Genomic DNA, 16,296 nt, shown 5'->3' with positions numbered 1-16,296 from the left:
ACCCTCAATGGAGGCGCAGGTAGCGATAGTTTGAGTGCTGGCGGTTCAACAGGTGATAACTCGCTCTCTGGAGGTGATGGCAATGATTCTCTTGACATCTCTGGTAACTCCTACTCCAGCACTGACTCTCGTTCATCTGGCAATAATACCCTAGAAGGTGGTGCAGGTAACGATAGCTTGAGTGCTGGCGGTTCAAAAGGTGATAACCTACTCTCTGGCGGTGATGGCAATGATTCTCTTGACATCTCTGGCGAGTATAACAATTACTACGGCTCCTTCTACGACTCTCGTTCATCTGGCAATAATACCCTAGAAGGTGGTGCAGGTAGCGATCGCTTGAGTGCTGGCGGTTCAACAGGTGATAACCTACTCTCTGGGGGTGATGGTAATGATTCTCTTACAGCCTCTAGTGCTTCTGGTAAGAACATCCTCAAAGGTGGTAATGGCAATGACTATCTCATCGGTGGTAATGGCAATGATAGCCTCTATGGAGGAACTGGTACTGATACCTTTGCTTTCAATAGTTTCAATGAAGGCGTTGATACTATTTATGACTTTAACGCCACTAATGAATTGATTCAGGTATCGGCTGCTGGTTTTGGTGGCGGGTTGTCAACAGCTTCACTTAAGACAAGTCAGTTTACAATCGGAACATCTGCAACGACAAGCAATCAACGATTTGTCTATGACAATATTACAGGTGCGCTGTATTTTGACCTGGATGGCAGTGCAGGTACATTTACTCAGGTAAAATTTGCACAACTATCTGGTGGACTGTCACTAACCGAAAAGAATTTTGTGCTTGTTTAATCGTAATTAGATTTTCTAATCGTTAAGTGACACGGGTTGCGAGGTGCTTTTGTAAGCACCTCGCATTCGATTGCTTTGCAATTACTTCTAGCAGAGAGTAGATGTTGGGTTTTTTCTCAACTTTTGATATGAGTGCGGATGGTTTGCAAGTGTTATTGGCTAAATTTAATTATGTCTGCGTTCGTAATTTGAATCGCCTATAATGATTCTTGCATTGATAACAGATATAAGATATGGCTGTCGCTAGTACAGTTAGGACGTAGACTAGAAAACGTATTGTGTTCCTCAATCAGGACTGACTACCAATGCCAAACCCGTACAGTTACGATTTTCGGCAAAAGGTGATTGAAGCAATTAAATTGAATTTTATTGAAATGCCTACTGTGAATGAATTTTATCGATTTTTCAGATATCACGGTTGACGTAGAAAGTATGCCTAAAACGTCAAATTTAGGTGAATTTTTGCGCCTGAAAACCGCACAAACAGCAAATTGAGAACTGAAGTTACTGAAAAAATAAATTTAGGTAGGTAAAAGTTATGGCAAATATTAACGGCACTAAGGGGAACGATACCCTACAGGGAAGTTACAACGACACCTTGACTGGTGGAGGTGGCAACGATTTTTACTATGATGTTTATACCATCACCGATTTTGGTGGCACAGGTAAAGGCGTAAATCCCTCGGCAGAAGTAATTGCTGAAGTAGACACCCTAATATTTTCAAACTCTTTCTCTGCTGAAAATCTACAGCTTACCCAGAATGGCAACAATCTGGAAATCACCTTCATAGCGGACTATAGTCCCAAAGTCATCCTGCAAAACTTTGCTCTGGAAAACCTGGATAACCTTAGCAAATCTACTGGAGCAACTGTAGACTTGGGCAATATACTGTTTAATAATGATGGGGAAACTAGGATTACAGACACCTTAGATGTTTTCAATGCCAACTCCACCCAAAGCACTATCTTCAACAAGAACACAGTCACCTTCCTTAACGACCTCTCCAATAATGTTAACGGCTTTGACAACTCAGATGATGTCATAAATGGTCAGGGGGGTGATGACCGCATCGACGGCAAAAGTGGCGACGACCTTTTAAGGGGTGGTACAGGGAACAATACTCTCATTGGTGGTGTGGGCAATGATATCTTGAATGTTGACTCTTCAACAGGCGATAACATCCTCAATGGTGACACTGGTGATGATATCTTGAATGTTGATTTTTCAACAGGCAATAACATCCTCAATGGTGACGCTGGTGACGATAGAGTAAGTGCTGGGGCTTCAAAAGGCAATAACTTCCTCACTGGGAGCGATGGCAATGATTATCTTGACACGTCCTACGTTTCTACTAACTTCGGATACAGCTTTATTGGCTCTTCAGGCAATAACACCCTCAACGGTGGTGCTGGTAACGATACTTTGCGTGCTGACTCTCCAGAAGGCAATAACTTACTTTTTGGGGATGATGGCAATGATTATCTCTCCACGTCTGGCTTTAATCCTTATAGACCGTACTTTAGTTTTAACTCTTCAGGCAATCACACCCTCAACGGTGGTGCTGGTGACGATACTTTGCGTGCTGAGTTTTCAACAGGCAATAACTTGCTCTCTGGGGACGATGGCAATGATTCTCTTGATATCTCTGGCGATTTCGTCCTGTTCGGCACTAGTGCAGGGAATTTTTACCCCTCTTCAGGTAATAACACCCTCAACGGTGGTGCTGGTGACGATACTTTGCGTGCTCGGTATTCAACAGGCAATAACTTATTTTCTGGGGGCAATGGCAATGATTCCTTCTATCTAACCAGCTTATCCTTAGATACTGCCACCTCCTCTTTAGTGACTCAAACTGTATATGGGGATGAGGGTCAGGATTTGTTATACGTCGATTACAGCTTGGCTACTTTGACTAAATCTACGAATAGAATCTTGACAAGAGGTGACGATTTGTCATCCGTCGATTACACCTTATCTACAGAAGGGATAATTTCGACTTTCAATCCTACTACCAACATTGGAGAAATTACAGCGGGCACATATCGGGTTAGCTACAAGGATATCGAAGGATTAAATATCTCAGGTACTATCTACGATGACAACATTATGGGGAGCAATGGGAATGATACGCTCTCTTGGGGCAATGGTGGCAAAGATACCATCGATGGGGGTCAGGGTGACGATGTGTTGTCTGTTGATTACAAAGATAGCAATACCCTTGGGGGTATCACAACGACTTTCAATGGCGCTACCAACATTGGAGAAATTACAGCAGGCACGAATCCGGTTAGCTACAAAAATATTGAACGATTAAATATTTTTGGTACAACTGATAATGACAACATTGTTGGGAACAGTGGGAACGATACGCTCTCTGGGGGCAATGGTGGCAAAGATACCATCGATGGAGGAGCCGGTGACGATGTGTTGTCCGTCAATTACAACAATGTGAATACAAAGGCGATAATAACGACTTTTGATGCTACTACAAATATTGGAGCAATTACGGCGGGCACTAATCGGGTTGACTACAAGAATATCGAACGATTAAATATTTTTGGTACAGCCTATGATGACAACATCGTAGGAAACAATGGGAACGATACGCTCTTTGGAGGTGGGGGCTATGATGGTAAAGACACCCTAATCGGCGGTGTAGGTGATGATATCCTGACAGGCGGGGATGGTAACGACACCCTAAACGGCGATGTAGGTGATGATATCCTGACAGGCGGGGATGGTAACAACACCCTAACTGGTGGTGCTGGCAATGATAAATTTGTTTCCAACTTGGGCTACGGTAACAATATTATCACCGATTTCGGTGGCGTAGGTAAAGGTTCAAATCCTTCAGCAACGGTGGTTGCCTCCTTAGACACTTTGCAATTTACTGGTAGTCTTTTCACTGCTCAAAATCTGCAATTAACTCAAAATGGTAACAATTTAGAAATTACCTTTGAAGGTTTTGCTGGTAGCAACAAAGTCATTGTGCAAAACTTCAAATTAGAAAACTTAGATAATCTGCCAGCAACTTCTTCACGACCAGCTATTAGCAATATCCTGTTTGATGGACAAACCAGTACCGTTGACAGTTTTGATGTGTTTGATGCTAATTCCACTCAAACTAGCTTGTTCAACAGGAACACTGTTACCTTCCTCAATGACCTCAACAATAACATTACGGGTTTTGACAACTCCAATGATGTCATTAATGGTCAGCGGGGTGACGATATCATCGACGGCAAAAGTGGTAATGACCTGCTCAGAGGTGGTGCAGGAAATGATATTCTCATTGGCGGCGTGGGAAATGATACTCTCGTTAACCGTGTAGGCAATGATACTCTTGAGGGTGGAACTGGTGACGATAGCTTGAATGCTAGCGGTTCAACAGACAATAACCTGCTCTCTGGAAGCGATGGCAATGATTCTCTTGATATCTCTGGCAACTCCAAGTATGCTACCAACTTTTTCGACTACTCCTACGACTCTCGCTCCTTGGGAAATAACACCCTAGAAGGTGGTACTGGTGACGATAGCTTGAATGCTGGCGGTTCAAAAGGTAATAATCTCCTCTCTGGGGGCGATGGCAATGATTTTCTCTCCGTTTTTGGCTACAGCGACAGTTACAACGCCATTAACTCTCGCTCAGAGGGCAATAACACCCTAGAAGGTGGTGCAGGTAACGATAGATTGAATGCTGGCGGTTCAAAAGGCAATAACCTGCTCTCTGGGGGTGATGGCAATGATGAGCTTGACATCTCTGGTAGCTCTGCTAGCGACTACGAATCTAGTTCGTCTGGTAATAACACCCTCAACGGAGGCACAGGTGACGATAGCTTAAGGGCTGATTATTCAACAGGTGATAACCTGCTCTCTGGGGGCGATGGCAATGATACTTTTACAGTGTATGGCGCCTTTGGTAAGAATATCCTCATAGGTGGTGATGGTAATGATACTTTTACAGCGTATGGCGCCTCTGGTAAGAATATTCTCACAGGTGGCAATGGTAATGATAGCTTCTATGGAGGAACTGGTACTGATACCTTTGTTTTCAATAGTTTCAATGAAGGTGTTGATACTATTTATGACTTCAATGCCACTAATGAACTGATTCAGGTATCGGCTGCTGGTTTTGGTGGCGGGTTGTCAACAGGTTCACTTAAGACAAGTCAGTTTACCATCGGAACATCTGCAACAACAAGCAATCAACGATTTATCTGTGACAATATTACAGGTGCGCTGTATTTTGACCAAGATGGCAGTGCAAGTACATTTACTCAGGTAAAATTTGCACAATTATCTGGTGGTGTAACACTAACTGAAAAGAACTTTGTAGTAGTTTAATCGTAATTAGCATTCTCTGCTCGTTGAGCAATTGAATGCAATTACTTTAGACATCTCCAGAAATTAATGATAAGTCTTTAGCCGGACACGATATGAATACCGTTATGAGTAGGCTAGCAAAACCGCAGGCATCGTAACTCATTAGCTTAAAGTAATAACAACAACTTTTTGCGGAATTGCGATCGCAAGACGATGAATGCTCTAATCAATTTACTACTTTTTTTGCTGCCGATTCTGAGTAGCTTTTGGATTGCCCAAACTTTCAACCCTCTATCGTCTTATCAGTCTCTCCAAGCTGTAGATGGTGCAGCTTTATATAAAAAACAATTAACGAATGGTAATGAAGCATATTTACAAGTTATTAATCTTCGTAAAATGCACATAGACCAAATTACCGGAGAGGTAGATAATATGGGTCTAAAAGAAGGTAAATATTATCAAGGAGAAGGTGGACATTACAGCCCTTTTTTCCAAAATAAGTTGTTTTCTGAAGTGACAGACGAATATCAAAAACTTTACGCAAACAACGTTTTTTCGATGATTAATTGTTCTTTTTTTGAACAATACCAATCTAGTACTCAATTATCCTTTCCGATTAAACTCAATGGTGTAGTCATCACTGGTGGCACTAGCCCCTATGGCCCAATCAAGGAACCAAAAGATAAATATTATCGTAATATTCGCCTCAAGACTTTAGTCTGGGATGATAAGCAGGCATATATTACCGATTACAACCAAGCTAGTGGTGCGCCTCTTAACCAAAAAGCAGTCAAGAATGCGATCGTCACTTACCGATATAGCGATCATCCGGCGAAAGTATTAGCTCAAAATCAAGCGAATAAGTATCAAGTCATCGGTACTCTGAACAAAGATGGTGTTAAAGGTGACGAGTTGTTGTTGATTATGACGGTGAACCAAGCAACTCTGGATGAGGCAGCCGATTTATTACGTAAATTAGGAGTCAAAGGCGATATCATTACCGTTGACGGCGGTAAATCAACTTATTTGTTCAATTCCCAGAAGGGAAACATTATTGTTCCTCAACTGTCTAATCTGCAAGAAAATCCTACTTTCCGACACTTACCTCATTATCTGGGATTCCGTAAGAAAAGCAAAAATCAGGTTGCGCCAAAAATCTCGATCGATCAGCCAGTTGGGAAAGTACTTCCAAAGAAGGATCAACCTTTTTTAATATTGTGGCGGGATAATTTTGACGGCGATGTCTCGATTAAGTTGTACGATGGGAACAAACTTATCCAAAACATTTCTTCCCGTACTGCTAGCGATGGAGTTTATGAGTGGAAACCACGTATTTCCGTAAAAGAAGGCTACTTTATTCGTATTTCTAGCTGGAAAAACCGGAATATTTTCCGACAGTTGCAATTGTAGCAGAATGGGAAAATGAAATGGATAACTAGCTAAACGCAAACCTCTCAACAAGGTTGACGGTGTGGCCGCGATCGCAATTGTTATAGTTTCTCACAGTAAACAACTAGCTTTGGGTGTGCGGGAACTCGCCGCGCAAATGGTTCAAGGCCAAGTTTCCATTGCTGTTGCAGCAGGTATTGAAGATTCGGAAAATCCATTGGGTACAGATCCAATTCAGGTTTATGAGGCGATCGCTTCTGTTTTTTCTGATGATGGTGTCTTGGTGTTAATGGATTTGGGTAGTGCTTTGCTGAGTGCCGAAATGGCAATAGAGTTTCTGCCAGAAGCACAGCAGCAGAAAGTGTATTTGTGTGAAGCACCTCTAGTAGAAGGTGCGATCGCTGCTGTGGTGGCGGCGGCGGCTGGTAGAGATATTCATCAAGTTATGGCGGAAGCACGCGGGGCACTCCTCGCAAAAGCAACTCAATTGGGTGTAGTTAGTAGGCCGTTGTCAGTTGTCAGCCCAATAACAACCAATACAGAATCGCCAACGCGAGAAATCCGGCTGATTGTGAGCAATCGTTTGGGATTACACGCCCGTCCCGCAGCCCAGTTTGTGGCCACCGCAGCCCGGTTCCAATCCCAAATTATGGTGCGGAATTTAACGAGAAATACTGAGCTAGTTAGGGGTGACAGTATTAACCAAGTTACAACTTTAGGGGTGCGTCAAGGACACGAACTGCTGATTACTGCCACTGGTTCTGATGCAGATGAGGCGCTGGCAGCATTACAGGGATTATTTGCCAATAACTTTGGTGAAGATAATGTTGTTTTGAGTTTTCCACTACCATTTCACCATGAAGTTACTCCAGCAACTCACGGCGAACTTTCGGGGATTGCAGCTTCTCCAGGAGTAGCGATCGCACCCGTTGTTCACTATCAACCCACTCACATCGCTATTACGCAATACCATGTAGACAATGCTGATGCTGAGTGGCAAAGATTACAATCGGCAATTCACACTGCCAGACAAGAAATTCAAGCAGTTTTCTCACAAGCATCTCTGCAAATTGGTGACGCTGAAGCCGCCATTTTCGATGCCCAACTATTATTTTTAGAAGATCCAGTACTGTTGTCAGCGGCTCATCAACGTATTTTAGACCACTATATAAATGCTGAAGCGGCTTGGCAAGCTGTAGTCGATGAAGTAGCGACTTCCTACCGCACACTTGAGGATTCTTATCTGCAAGAACGAGTTGACGATGTTGTGGATGTTGGGCAAAGGGTGCTGCGATTACTCGCTGGAAATGCCCCAGCTAACTTGCATCTTGAGGAACCAGCGATTTTGGTGGCGACTGATTTAAGCCCCTCAGATACGGCTGGATTAGATCCGACAAAGGTGTTGGGTATTTGTACAACTTCTGGTAGCGCCACCTCCCACAGTGCAATTATCGCCCGGACATTGGGTATTCCCGCAGTTTTGGGAGTCGATGCCCAGGTATTGCACTTGGCTGATGGTACAATGATGGCACTTGATGGTGAAAGTGGCAGAGCTTGGGTAGAACCAGAATCACATATTTTAGATTTATTGGCAGCAAAACAAGAAGCTTGGCAAACTGCCCAACAAGAAGCACAAGCTACGGCACACCAGCCAGCGATTACTCGTGATGGACGGCAAGTTAGCGTTTTCGCCAATATTGGTAGTATCAGTGATGTGCAAGTGGCTGTGGCTAGCGGTGCAGAAGGCGTGGGGCTACTCCGCACTGAGTTTCTGTATTTAGACCGGACAAGCGCTCCCACTGAAGAAGAACAATTAGCAGTGTATCAGGCGATCGCTCAAGTTTTAGATAATCGTCCGCTAATTATTCGTACCTTAGATGTCGGTGGTGATAAGCCGCTTCCCTATATCAGAGTTGGGTTTCCCGAAGCTAACCCTTTTTTGGGCTGGCGGGGAATTCGTTTCTGTTTGGATCGTCCAGAACTCTTCAAAACTCAGTTACGGGCAATTTTGAGAGCCAGTGTAGGACACCAAATTAAGATCATGTTGCCGATGATTGCTAGTGTAACTGAAGTACGTGCAGCGAAGGTAATTTTGGCTGAAGTGCAAGCTGAATTAAATCAAGCTGGTATTTCCTTTGATGCCGCGATGAAAGTCGGAATTATGGTGGAGGTTCCGTCAGCAGTTGCGATCGCAGATCAATTAGCTGCTGAAGTAGACTTCTTTAGTATAGGGACTAACGACCTGAGTCAATATGTCATGGCTAGCGATCGCACTAACCCACGCGTGGCACATTTGGTTGATGCGCTACATCCAGCCGTCTTGCGAATGGTGCAGCAAACTATCCAAGCGGCTCATGCGGCGGGGATTTCGGTAGGATTATGTGGAGAATTGGCAGCAGATACTTTAGCAACACCAATTTTATTAGGTTTAGGGCTGGATGAATTGAGCGTGAATCCTCAAAGTATACCTGGAGTGAAACAGGCGATCGCTCGGTTGAGTATAGTTGAAAGTGAAGCGATCGCAGCATCAGCATTGCAACAAGATTCCGCACTTGATGTCAGAGAACTAATGTCAACTTCAGTTACTCACTCTGCATGAAATACCTACATCGTACTGAAATCAGTGTAAACTGCTAGACTGCTCATCATCGGGAATCTTTGTGTCAGAAATATGCTTTAATCCCCAAGCAGTCATCACTTTTAGTACACAGCGCAGACTTTTTCCTCGTTCTGTTAATTGATAGTTCATTCGGCGAGGATGGTTGCTGTATGGCTGTTTCTCCACCAAGCCCATCTCTTCAAGAGACTTAAGGCGATTTGCCAGAATATTGCTTGAAATTCCTTCAGGGGATTCTAAAAACTCTTCAAAACGTTGTTTTCCAAAAAACATCATGTCTCGAATAACCAGAAGTGTCCAACGATCGCCGATTAAATCAAGCGAACAAGCGATTGGACAGGGTGAACGGCGAGATTTGGTCATTGGAAAAACTAGATTTGCACGTTACTTGCATTTTACAAGTAATATCAATTATATTAAATTGCAAACTGCAAGTTAAAAATTGAGTGAGGTGATCGTGGCTCAAGTTGCACCAACTGCTAGAACTGGGCAAAACTTTGCTGTGGCTGATTTGGGACTATTTTCTGAATTACGACAGTTTCTTTTTGAGACTCCAGAAGCTCCTATGAAGCTAGAGGGAAAGGTATTTTTGAAGCAGATTCTTAATCTCTCAAGCGCCGAAATTTCGTTTAACAACCTTCCCCCTAAGACATCCCTGCCTTTTTCTCACAAGCATCGTTTAAATGAGGAAATTTATATCTTTGTTCAGGGGAAAGGAGAGTTTCAGGTCGATGGTTGTGTGTTTGCTGTAGGTGAAGGAACCGTTGTGCGAGTAGATCCTGAGGGAGAACGCTGTATGCGAAATACTTCAGATGCTGAGGATTTGTGCTGGATTGTGATTCAGTCACGAGTAGGTTCTTACCCAGACCATACCATTCAAGATGGCTTTGGCGTTCAGAAGCGAGTTACTTGGGTTAGCAAGCAGCAGATTTAATCTGAAGCGATCGCGGCATAACAAGCAATACCCTTTTGAATTTCCTGTTGCAAGCTTTTTAGTTTCAGTTGGTTTAGCTCCTTTTTAAGCTGTTCCAATCGATTAAGCATCTGTTGGAAATTACGGGCATCTTGAACCACCACTACCGCTTCCCCTTTCATTTAACTGATAACTGTTAAAATCTGATTCCCAGTTGCCCGTTAAAGCCACGAATAGTATTGTAACCAGCGCCAACAAAAACGTTATTAGTAGCACCTACCTGAACGCCACCTGAAACTGCAACACCTTTATCCTCTGAATAAAGTCCAATTCCTACATAAGGTGAAATTACAGGCAAATTGATAAATTTTAAAACATCTACTCCCGTAGCACCATCAGCGCCAGTTCCCACTTCAACCCCGAAATTCAAAGCCCTAGCTCCGACAGCATAAGTTACATCACCATCTTTTCCACCGACTGAAACCCAAGGTTGCGGTATCAGTTGAGCCGATGCTTGACTTGGGGCAAACAAAGTTAACAAACCTATAGATGTAATTAATGTTTTAGCAATAATCGCTATTTTCATGGTGTTCTCCGATTAATTGTTTTTACGACTGATACCAATTCTTTATGAAGACGCATATAAAGAACCCCAGTGCCGTAACATCTCCTTTTGGTAATACCATTTGCAAAAAAATCTACAGATGCAAAGCTGGAAATCTAGATTAAATCTAACCCCTCTTAATTACGAATTACTAATTACGTAGCTTACTTCTTACCTTTGGCAAGTATTGCGAATTACAAATTGGTATTATTATCTCAACAATTTGCTCTCCTTCGTGGGGAGCAAATAAAACAATTTGAGTATTGGGAATTTGGAGGGGGTTGCAGAGTGGCTGATGAACGCATAGTCAATACACAACAGATTTATCCAAAGGATTTTTCCTGGGGACTATGGCCTGTTGTGCCACTCTACCCCTATGGTAGGCGGCAGACAATTCGTCAAGAAGTGCTTAAAGACACAATCTGGAATTTTGACCAGATTCAAGGCATTTTCTATGTTGTTGTACCAATTCGGATGACTGTTGTAAAGTTGGAAACCGGGGGGCTTCTTGTTTATGCGCCTGTTGCACCAACCCCAGAGTGTATCAGACTTGTAAATGAGTTGGTGGCGAAATATGGCAACGTTAAATACATCATTCTGCCAACTATCTCTGGTATAGAACACAAGGTCTTTGTTGGCCCCTTCGCTAGATATTTTGCGACTGCACAGGTGTTTGTGGCTCCCCATCAGTGGAGTTTCCCGCTAAATCTTCCCCTTAGTTGGCTTGGCTTACCTCCAAAACGAACTCAAGTACTTCCAGAAGATAGCAGCAAAACACCCTTTGCTGACGAGTTTGATTATGCAATGCTCGGCCCCATCGGTCTCGGCCCTGGTAGGTTTGCGGAAGTTGCTTTTTTCCACAAGCGATCGCATACTCTTTTAGTAACAGATTCTGTGCTTTCGATCCCAGAAGATCCACCTGCGATCGCTCTATTAGATTCATATCCTTTATTATTCCATGCCAAGGATTATGCTTCTGATATTGTTGTAGATAGTCAGGCAAATCGCCGTAAGGGTTGGCAGCGTATCTGTCTGTTTGCTTTATACTTTCAACCAAAGGCATTAGATATACGCCGATGGAGTCAGGTGTTACAAGATTCCTTGAAAGCCCCAGAACGCTCAAGGAAAGCTTATTTTGGATTGTATCCCTTTAAATGGCAGTCAGATTGGCAGCGATCGTTTAATGCCCTGCGAGGCAATGGGCGTTTGTTTGTCGCACCAATTTTACAGACGCTAATTCTCAACCGCGCACCGAAGGAAACCATTGAGTGGGCTGATAAAGTTGCAAGTTGGGACTTCCAGTCGATTATTTCTTGCCACTTTGATTCACCCATTAAAGCCGAACCGCATCAGTTTCGCCAAGCTTTCTCTTTTTTGGAAAAGCAGCCTGCTGTCAGTGGGAATTTGTTCGGCAGTAGCAGCTATCCTTTACCAGAGGAGGATTTTAAAACACTTAGGGAAATCGATGCGGGTTTAAATAAGTTTGGGATTGTGCCAGCAGCGAAGGAGAAGGTGTAGGAAAACGGCTTATCTCAAAGCCATCGACTCACTCAAAGCAGACAAAACTTATTCCCTGTCTGAAGATTTTGTGAAGCGATCTATTGAGATCGCTATAATTTTCATGCCTTGCAAAAAAAGTCCAATAACGTTGAGCAGAAAAATTGTTGCAGACTCGTAGTAGTATCAAAATCAGTCTTGATATCAATTTTTATACAAGGTCAAAAAATTGGAGTCGGATCAATGTCTATATTTACCGTCACGAATACTAAGAATAGTGGTGCAGGTTCCCTGCGGCAGGCAATTCTAGATGCCAACACCCTAACAGGAAAAGACATTATCAATTTTAGTGGACTGTTTACTGATGGGCTAGCTCATACCATCAGTCTGACTGGTAGTGGTCTGAGTATTACAGATGACCTTATCATTCAAGGCAGATGTTCAAGCTTACTAACTATTAAAGATGATAGTGCTGACCGTGTTTTTGACATTGGCAAAGGTGTAACATCTACAATCAACGGGCTGACTATTACCAATAGCTACAAAAACGTCGGAGGAGGTGGTGCTATCTCCAATGAAGGCGTACTTACCTTGAGCAATAGCATCATCACTGGCAATACAGCAAAGGGCGACACAAGAAACATCAACGGCGGATACCTCCTCGGACAGGGCGGCGGTATTTACAACACTGCTAGCCTGACGGTAAACAACAGCACCATCACTGGCAACATAGCAGAGCATGGCGGTGGTGGCATCGAAAGCACTGGCAGCCTGACAGTGAACCACAGCATCATCACTGACAACACTGCATCTGATAGTGGCGGCGGTATCGAAAGTAGCTATAGCAATAGCAATGCTACTATAACAACAACCGTGAATGACAGCACCATCGCTAACAACACAGTAAGTACTGGCGTGGGCGGCGGCATTTACAACGTTGGTAGCCTGACCGTAAACCACAGCACCATCACTGACAACACTGCAAGTAGTGACAACGGCGGAAACGGTGGCTACTATGGCAGTGGCGGCGGTATTTATAATGCTGGCAGCCTGACCGTGAACCACAGTACGATCGCTGACAATACTGCAAGTAGCAGTGGCGGCGGCATCGAAAGCGGCTATGGCAATGCCACTATAACAACAGTGAACTACAGCATCATTAGTGGCAACACAGCAGATAATGGCAGTGGCGGCGGCATCTACATCGATATCTCCTCGGATGTTACCCTAACTCTATCAGTGAGTAACAGCAGTATTAGTGACAACTCAGCAACTTTTATCGGCGGCGGCGTCTATATTGGCGGCTACAGCTCACTCCTTGACACTATAAATATAACTGTGAGTAATAGCATCATTAGTGGTAACTCAGCACTCCAAGGCGGCGGTGGGATCTATGATGGTATCCCTGGCAATGGTATATATGATACTACCGGAGCTATCATAGATTTCCCCGGCTTAACCCATCGCGCTATAACTATAACTAATAGCATCATTAGTGGCAATTCGGCACTCAAAGGTAGCGGTGGTGGTATTTGTAATTATTCTCAAGGGGATAATGGTTCTAATTCTACCTCCAGCACTATAACCGTGAGTAATAGCATCATCAGTGGCAACACAGCAGAGTACGGCGGTGGAATCTATAATCTGGGTATTATAACCCTGAACAATAGCACCATTAGTGACAACACAGCACTCGAAGACGGCGGCGGTATATACAACGGAGGCTTTACATATCCCGGCTATAGATCGCCTGATACTGTAGCTTATGGCAACTTGACGGCGATCGCTAGCACTATCAGTGACAATTCTGCATCAACTGGAGGCGGCATCTACAATAATGGCACTCTCTCGCTGAGTTACAGCACTATCAGTGATAACGATGCCAAAGACTACGGTGGCGGTATTTACAACTCTAGCTTTAACGAGTTTGGCATCTCCTACCCTAGCTTTAACGAGTCCAGCACCAGCAGGTACAATACATTAGGTATTGTTACTGTGAGTTATAGCAGTATTCGTGACAATACGGCAGGTACAGGCGGCGGTGGCATCTACAATGATGCCGACCAAGACTTTGGCAAGGTGGTGGAATTTACTAAAGGCACTGCTTTGACAGCTAATATTACATACGATGGCTTAGGGATCGTTAATGTGGGTTATAGCAGTATAACTGGCAATCAAGCACACTTTGGCGGTGGCATCTATAATAATGCCAACTTGACGGTGGGCAACAGCATTATCAGGCACAATAAAGCTTTCGGGATCGAACTCAGTTCTAGTGCAGAACAGCCTGGCAAGGGTGGCGGCATTTACAACTCTAACTCTAAATCTGAGAGTGCCACAGTCAAGTACAGCATCATCGCTTGTAATTTTGACACCCAACAAAAAGATTCAAATAAGCCTATCAAGCCTGATAATGTGGTAGGTAAATTCATCACCAAAGGCGATTATAACTGGATTGGCAAGCACGCTAGTAGCTGAAGTATAGGGTTATACAAGGCTACGATTAATGTTTGATTCCCTTAAAGCGTTCTTGCGCCGCTTTAAATGCTTCTTGCATCACTAACTGAATTTTTTGAGGATCGGGTTTCTTGCCTCCCATTAGCTCGCCAAAGTAAACACAGGCAGCTTCGCCTAGTGCCCAAGTATAGGCGGCTGCCCAAGAGGCTGCGATCGCACTCCCAATACCTGGTATAAATTTAATTAACTCCCGTGCAATTGCCTGTGCTAAAAAACCACCTGCGATCGCACTCACAACGCCTCCCGCCTGAGATGGAGTAACTGTCTGTCCATATAATTTACCCAACAGACCCACCATTGATACTTGCAAGGCAGTGAGTACGGGCATTGTCGCAAATGGCAAAGGTACAGCAGCCAGAGTTGCAGACATAATCGCAAATGGCAAAATATAACGGCGGGCAGCATCTCGGTAAAGGTTGCCAATTTGCTTCCCAACTTCTTCTCGATCTAATAGCTGATAAATCGCTTGGGCTTCTGCTTGTGGGAGGAGTTCTGCTAAGGAATCTCGCAGTGCTTCTAAGCCATAAAATACTTGAGTGTAGCCATCTTCTTCTAAGGTAAAGTCAATGAGTACAGAGCGATCTGTTATTCCGGCAAAGGCTTGTTGCATTGCGGCAAATGCGCGGTTGACTTCCTCATAATCTGGCGGATAAGTGGGATGATCGACGGTATTGCCAGGATAAACCTCGTGCAAGCAGGTAACTACCAGCAGACAGGGAATGTCTGGATACTTCTGGCGCAACTGTTGAGCAATTTGTCGTAGGGTGTCAGTTGCAAAATCATTGATTTTAACGGTCAAAAGGAGAATTCTGGCGGAACGAGTTTCCTGTTGTAAATCGCCAACTAACTCCTGAATAATTGTTTGAGTATCTTGTTTGACATCGCCCAGTCCCACCGTATCCGTAAAAATCAGTAGCGGCAGGTCATTGGATGGATAGGCATAGCGTTGGGTGTGTTGTGTATGTGGGCGAAATCCTTGACCGATAATCTCAGGAGAAACTCCTGTCAATCCTCTGACAATGGAACTTTTTCCGGCTTGGGGTTTCCCAATTAGAAGGGCTTCTGTGGTTGGCAGTTCAGCTCGGATTTTCTCTAAAATCTCTGCAATCTGAGTATCACTCACACTAAACCATTCCACAACTGTCTGTGCCACTTGTTCTACGGGTAGAAGTTGGGTTAGACGTGTTGTTGCTTTGTTCCACACACCACCAATCTGATTTGTCCAGGAATTATCAACCGACTTGGTAATCGTTTTGTCGGTCGGTTCGCTCAATTGCTGAGAATCAGTTGATGGTAAGTCAGCATCACGTTGCTCAGTCATTTTCATCCAAATCTAGAAGACCCTTTTTGTCATCTTATAGCGATTTTCAAAGGGATAACTAGTACCTTTAGTAGTGTTCCTGGGCATGGGCGATCGCGTTTTTTGATTACCTTACTAAATAAAGGTGAGAAAAAAACACTGGCTCTTCGCCGTATTTCTATGTTTAAAATCACACAGAAGCTCCGAAGTATTTGTTATGACAGATCATCAATTATGAGTGAGATGTCATCCTATGTTTGGCTTGCTTTGCCTAATTAACATAACTTCGTTTATTGCCTTTGGAGTTGGGTTGATTAGCCCAAAA

Annotated in this window: 11 protein-coding genes; 7 read left to right on the top strand and 4 right to left on the bottom strand. The window is 43.7% G+C overall.

What is annotated here, in order from left to right:
* From V7K44_RS20925 to ptsP, 4 genes are all read left to right on the top strand, one after another.
* Positions 1 to 810: calcium-binding protein (locus tag V7K44_RS20925; protein WP_334933935.1), on the top strand; the 810-nt coding region annotated here is incomplete at its 5' end.
* Between the two features lie 538 nt (positions 811 to 1,348).
* On the top strand, positions 1,349 to 5,155 hold the full coding sequence (locus V7K44_RS20920) for a beta strand repeat-containing protein (RefSeq protein ID WP_334933933.1): 3,807 nt from the start codon (positions 1,349 to 1,351) through the stop codon (positions 5,153 to 5,155).
* A 192-nt stretch (positions 5,156 to 5,347) separates the two neighbouring features.
* Positions 5,348 to 6,544, top strand: coding sequence for a hypothetical protein (locus V7K44_RS20915; protein ID WP_334933931.1), 1,197 nt, complete (start codon positions 5,348 to 5,350; stop codon positions 6,542 to 6,544).
* Between the two features lie 61 nt (positions 6,545 to 6,605).
* Positions 6,606 to 9,122: a phosphoenolpyruvate--protein phosphotransferase gene (gene ptsP, locus V7K44_RS20910; RefSeq protein ID WP_334933929.1), complete on the top strand. Its 2,517-nt coding sequence runs from the start codon at positions 6,606 to 6,608 to the stop codon at positions 9,120 to 9,122.
* Between the two features lie 21 nt (positions 9,123 to 9,143).
* Here the strand turns inward: ptsP and V7K44_RS20905 are convergent, their stop codons facing one another.
* Entirely contained in the window at positions 9,144 to 9,503 is a 360-nt protein-coding gene (locus V7K44_RS20905) for a winged helix-turn-helix transcriptional regulator (protein ID WP_334933927.1), read from the bottom strand.
* A gap of 94 nt (positions 9,504 to 9,597) precedes the next feature.
* On the opposite strand from V7K44_RS20905, the gene V7K44_RS20900 reads away from it, so the two are divergent.
* A complete protein-coding gene (locus tag V7K44_RS20900) occupies positions 9,598 to 10,074 on the top strand; it encodes a cupin domain-containing protein (RefSeq protein ID WP_334933925.1) in 477 nt (158 codons plus the stop codon).
* Here V7K44_RS20900 and V7K44_RS20895 read toward each other — a convergent pair.
* Complete coding sequence (locus tag V7K44_RS20895) at positions 10,071 to 10,235, bottom strand: hypothetical protein (RefSeq protein ID WP_334933923.1); 165 nt, start codon at positions 10,233 to 10,235, stop codon at positions 10,071 to 10,073. The two genes, V7K44_RS20900 and V7K44_RS20895, sit on opposite strands and share 4 nt — an antisense overlap.
* 14 nt (positions 10,236 to 10,249) lie before the next feature.
* Complete coding sequence (locus tag V7K44_RS20890) at positions 10,250 to 10,639, bottom strand: hypothetical protein (RefSeq protein ID WP_334700135.1); 390 nt, start codon at positions 10,637 to 10,639, stop codon at positions 10,250 to 10,252.
* Between the two features lie 306 nt (positions 10,640 to 10,945).
* On the opposite strand from V7K44_RS20890, the gene V7K44_RS20885 reads away from it, so the two are divergent.
* Both V7K44_RS20885 and V7K44_RS20880 read left to right on the top strand, forming a co-directional pair.
* Entirely contained in the window at positions 10,946 to 12,175 is a 1,230-nt protein-coding gene (locus V7K44_RS20885; RefSeq protein ID WP_334933921.1) for a DUF4336 domain-containing protein, read from the top strand.
* A 222-nt stretch (positions 12,176 to 12,397) separates the two neighbouring features.
* On the top strand, positions 12,398 to 14,632 hold the full coding sequence (locus V7K44_RS20880) for a beta strand repeat-containing protein (RefSeq protein WP_334933919.1): 2,235 nt from the start codon (positions 12,398 to 12,400) through the stop codon (positions 14,630 to 14,632).
* A 25-nt stretch (positions 14,633 to 14,657) separates the two neighbouring features.
* Here the strand turns inward: V7K44_RS20880 and V7K44_RS20875 are convergent, their stop codons facing one another.
* Complete coding sequence (locus V7K44_RS20875; RefSeq protein ID WP_334933917.1) at positions 14,658 to 15,992, bottom strand: GTPase family protein; 1,335 nt, start codon at positions 15,990 to 15,992, stop codon at positions 14,658 to 14,660.
* Between the last annotated feature and the right edge of the window lie 304 nt (positions 15,993 to 16,296).

The organism is Nostoc sp. (assembly GCF_036917235.1).
GTDB lineage: Bacteria > Cyanobacteriota > Cyanobacteriia > Cyanobacteriales > Nostocaceae > Nostoc.
This window is presented reverse-complemented; position numbering and strand designations above follow the sequence as displayed.

Excerpts from the sequence above, each read along its gene's own strand:
- V7K44_RS20880 (WP_334933919.1), top strand. The coding sequence starts at position 12,398 with ATGTCTATATTTACCGTCACGAATACTAAGAATAGTGGTGCAGGTTCC.
- V7K44_RS20895 (WP_334933923.1), bottom strand. The coding sequence starts at position 10,235 with ATGAAAGGGGAAGCGGTAGTGGTGGTTCAAGATGCCCGTAATTTCCAA.
- V7K44_RS20915 (WP_334933931.1), top strand. The coding sequence starts at position 5,348 with ATGAATGCTCTAATCAATTTACTACTTTTTTTGCTGCCGATTCTGAGT.
- V7K44_RS20920 (WP_334933933.1), top strand. The coding sequence starts at position 1,349 with ATGGCAAATATTAACGGCACTAAGGGGAACGATACCCTACAGGGAAGT.
- V7K44_RS20905 (WP_334933927.1), bottom strand. The coding sequence starts at position 9,503 with ATGACCAAATCTCGCCGTTCACCCTGTCCAATCGCTTGTTCGCTTGAT.
- V7K44_RS20890 (WP_334700135.1), bottom strand. The coding sequence starts at position 10,639 with ATGAAAATAGCGATTATTGCTAAAACATTAATTACATCTATAGGTTTG.
- V7K44_RS20875 (WP_334933917.1), bottom strand. The coding sequence starts at position 15,992 with ATGACTGAGCAACGTGATGCTGACTTACCATCAACTGATTCTCAGCAA.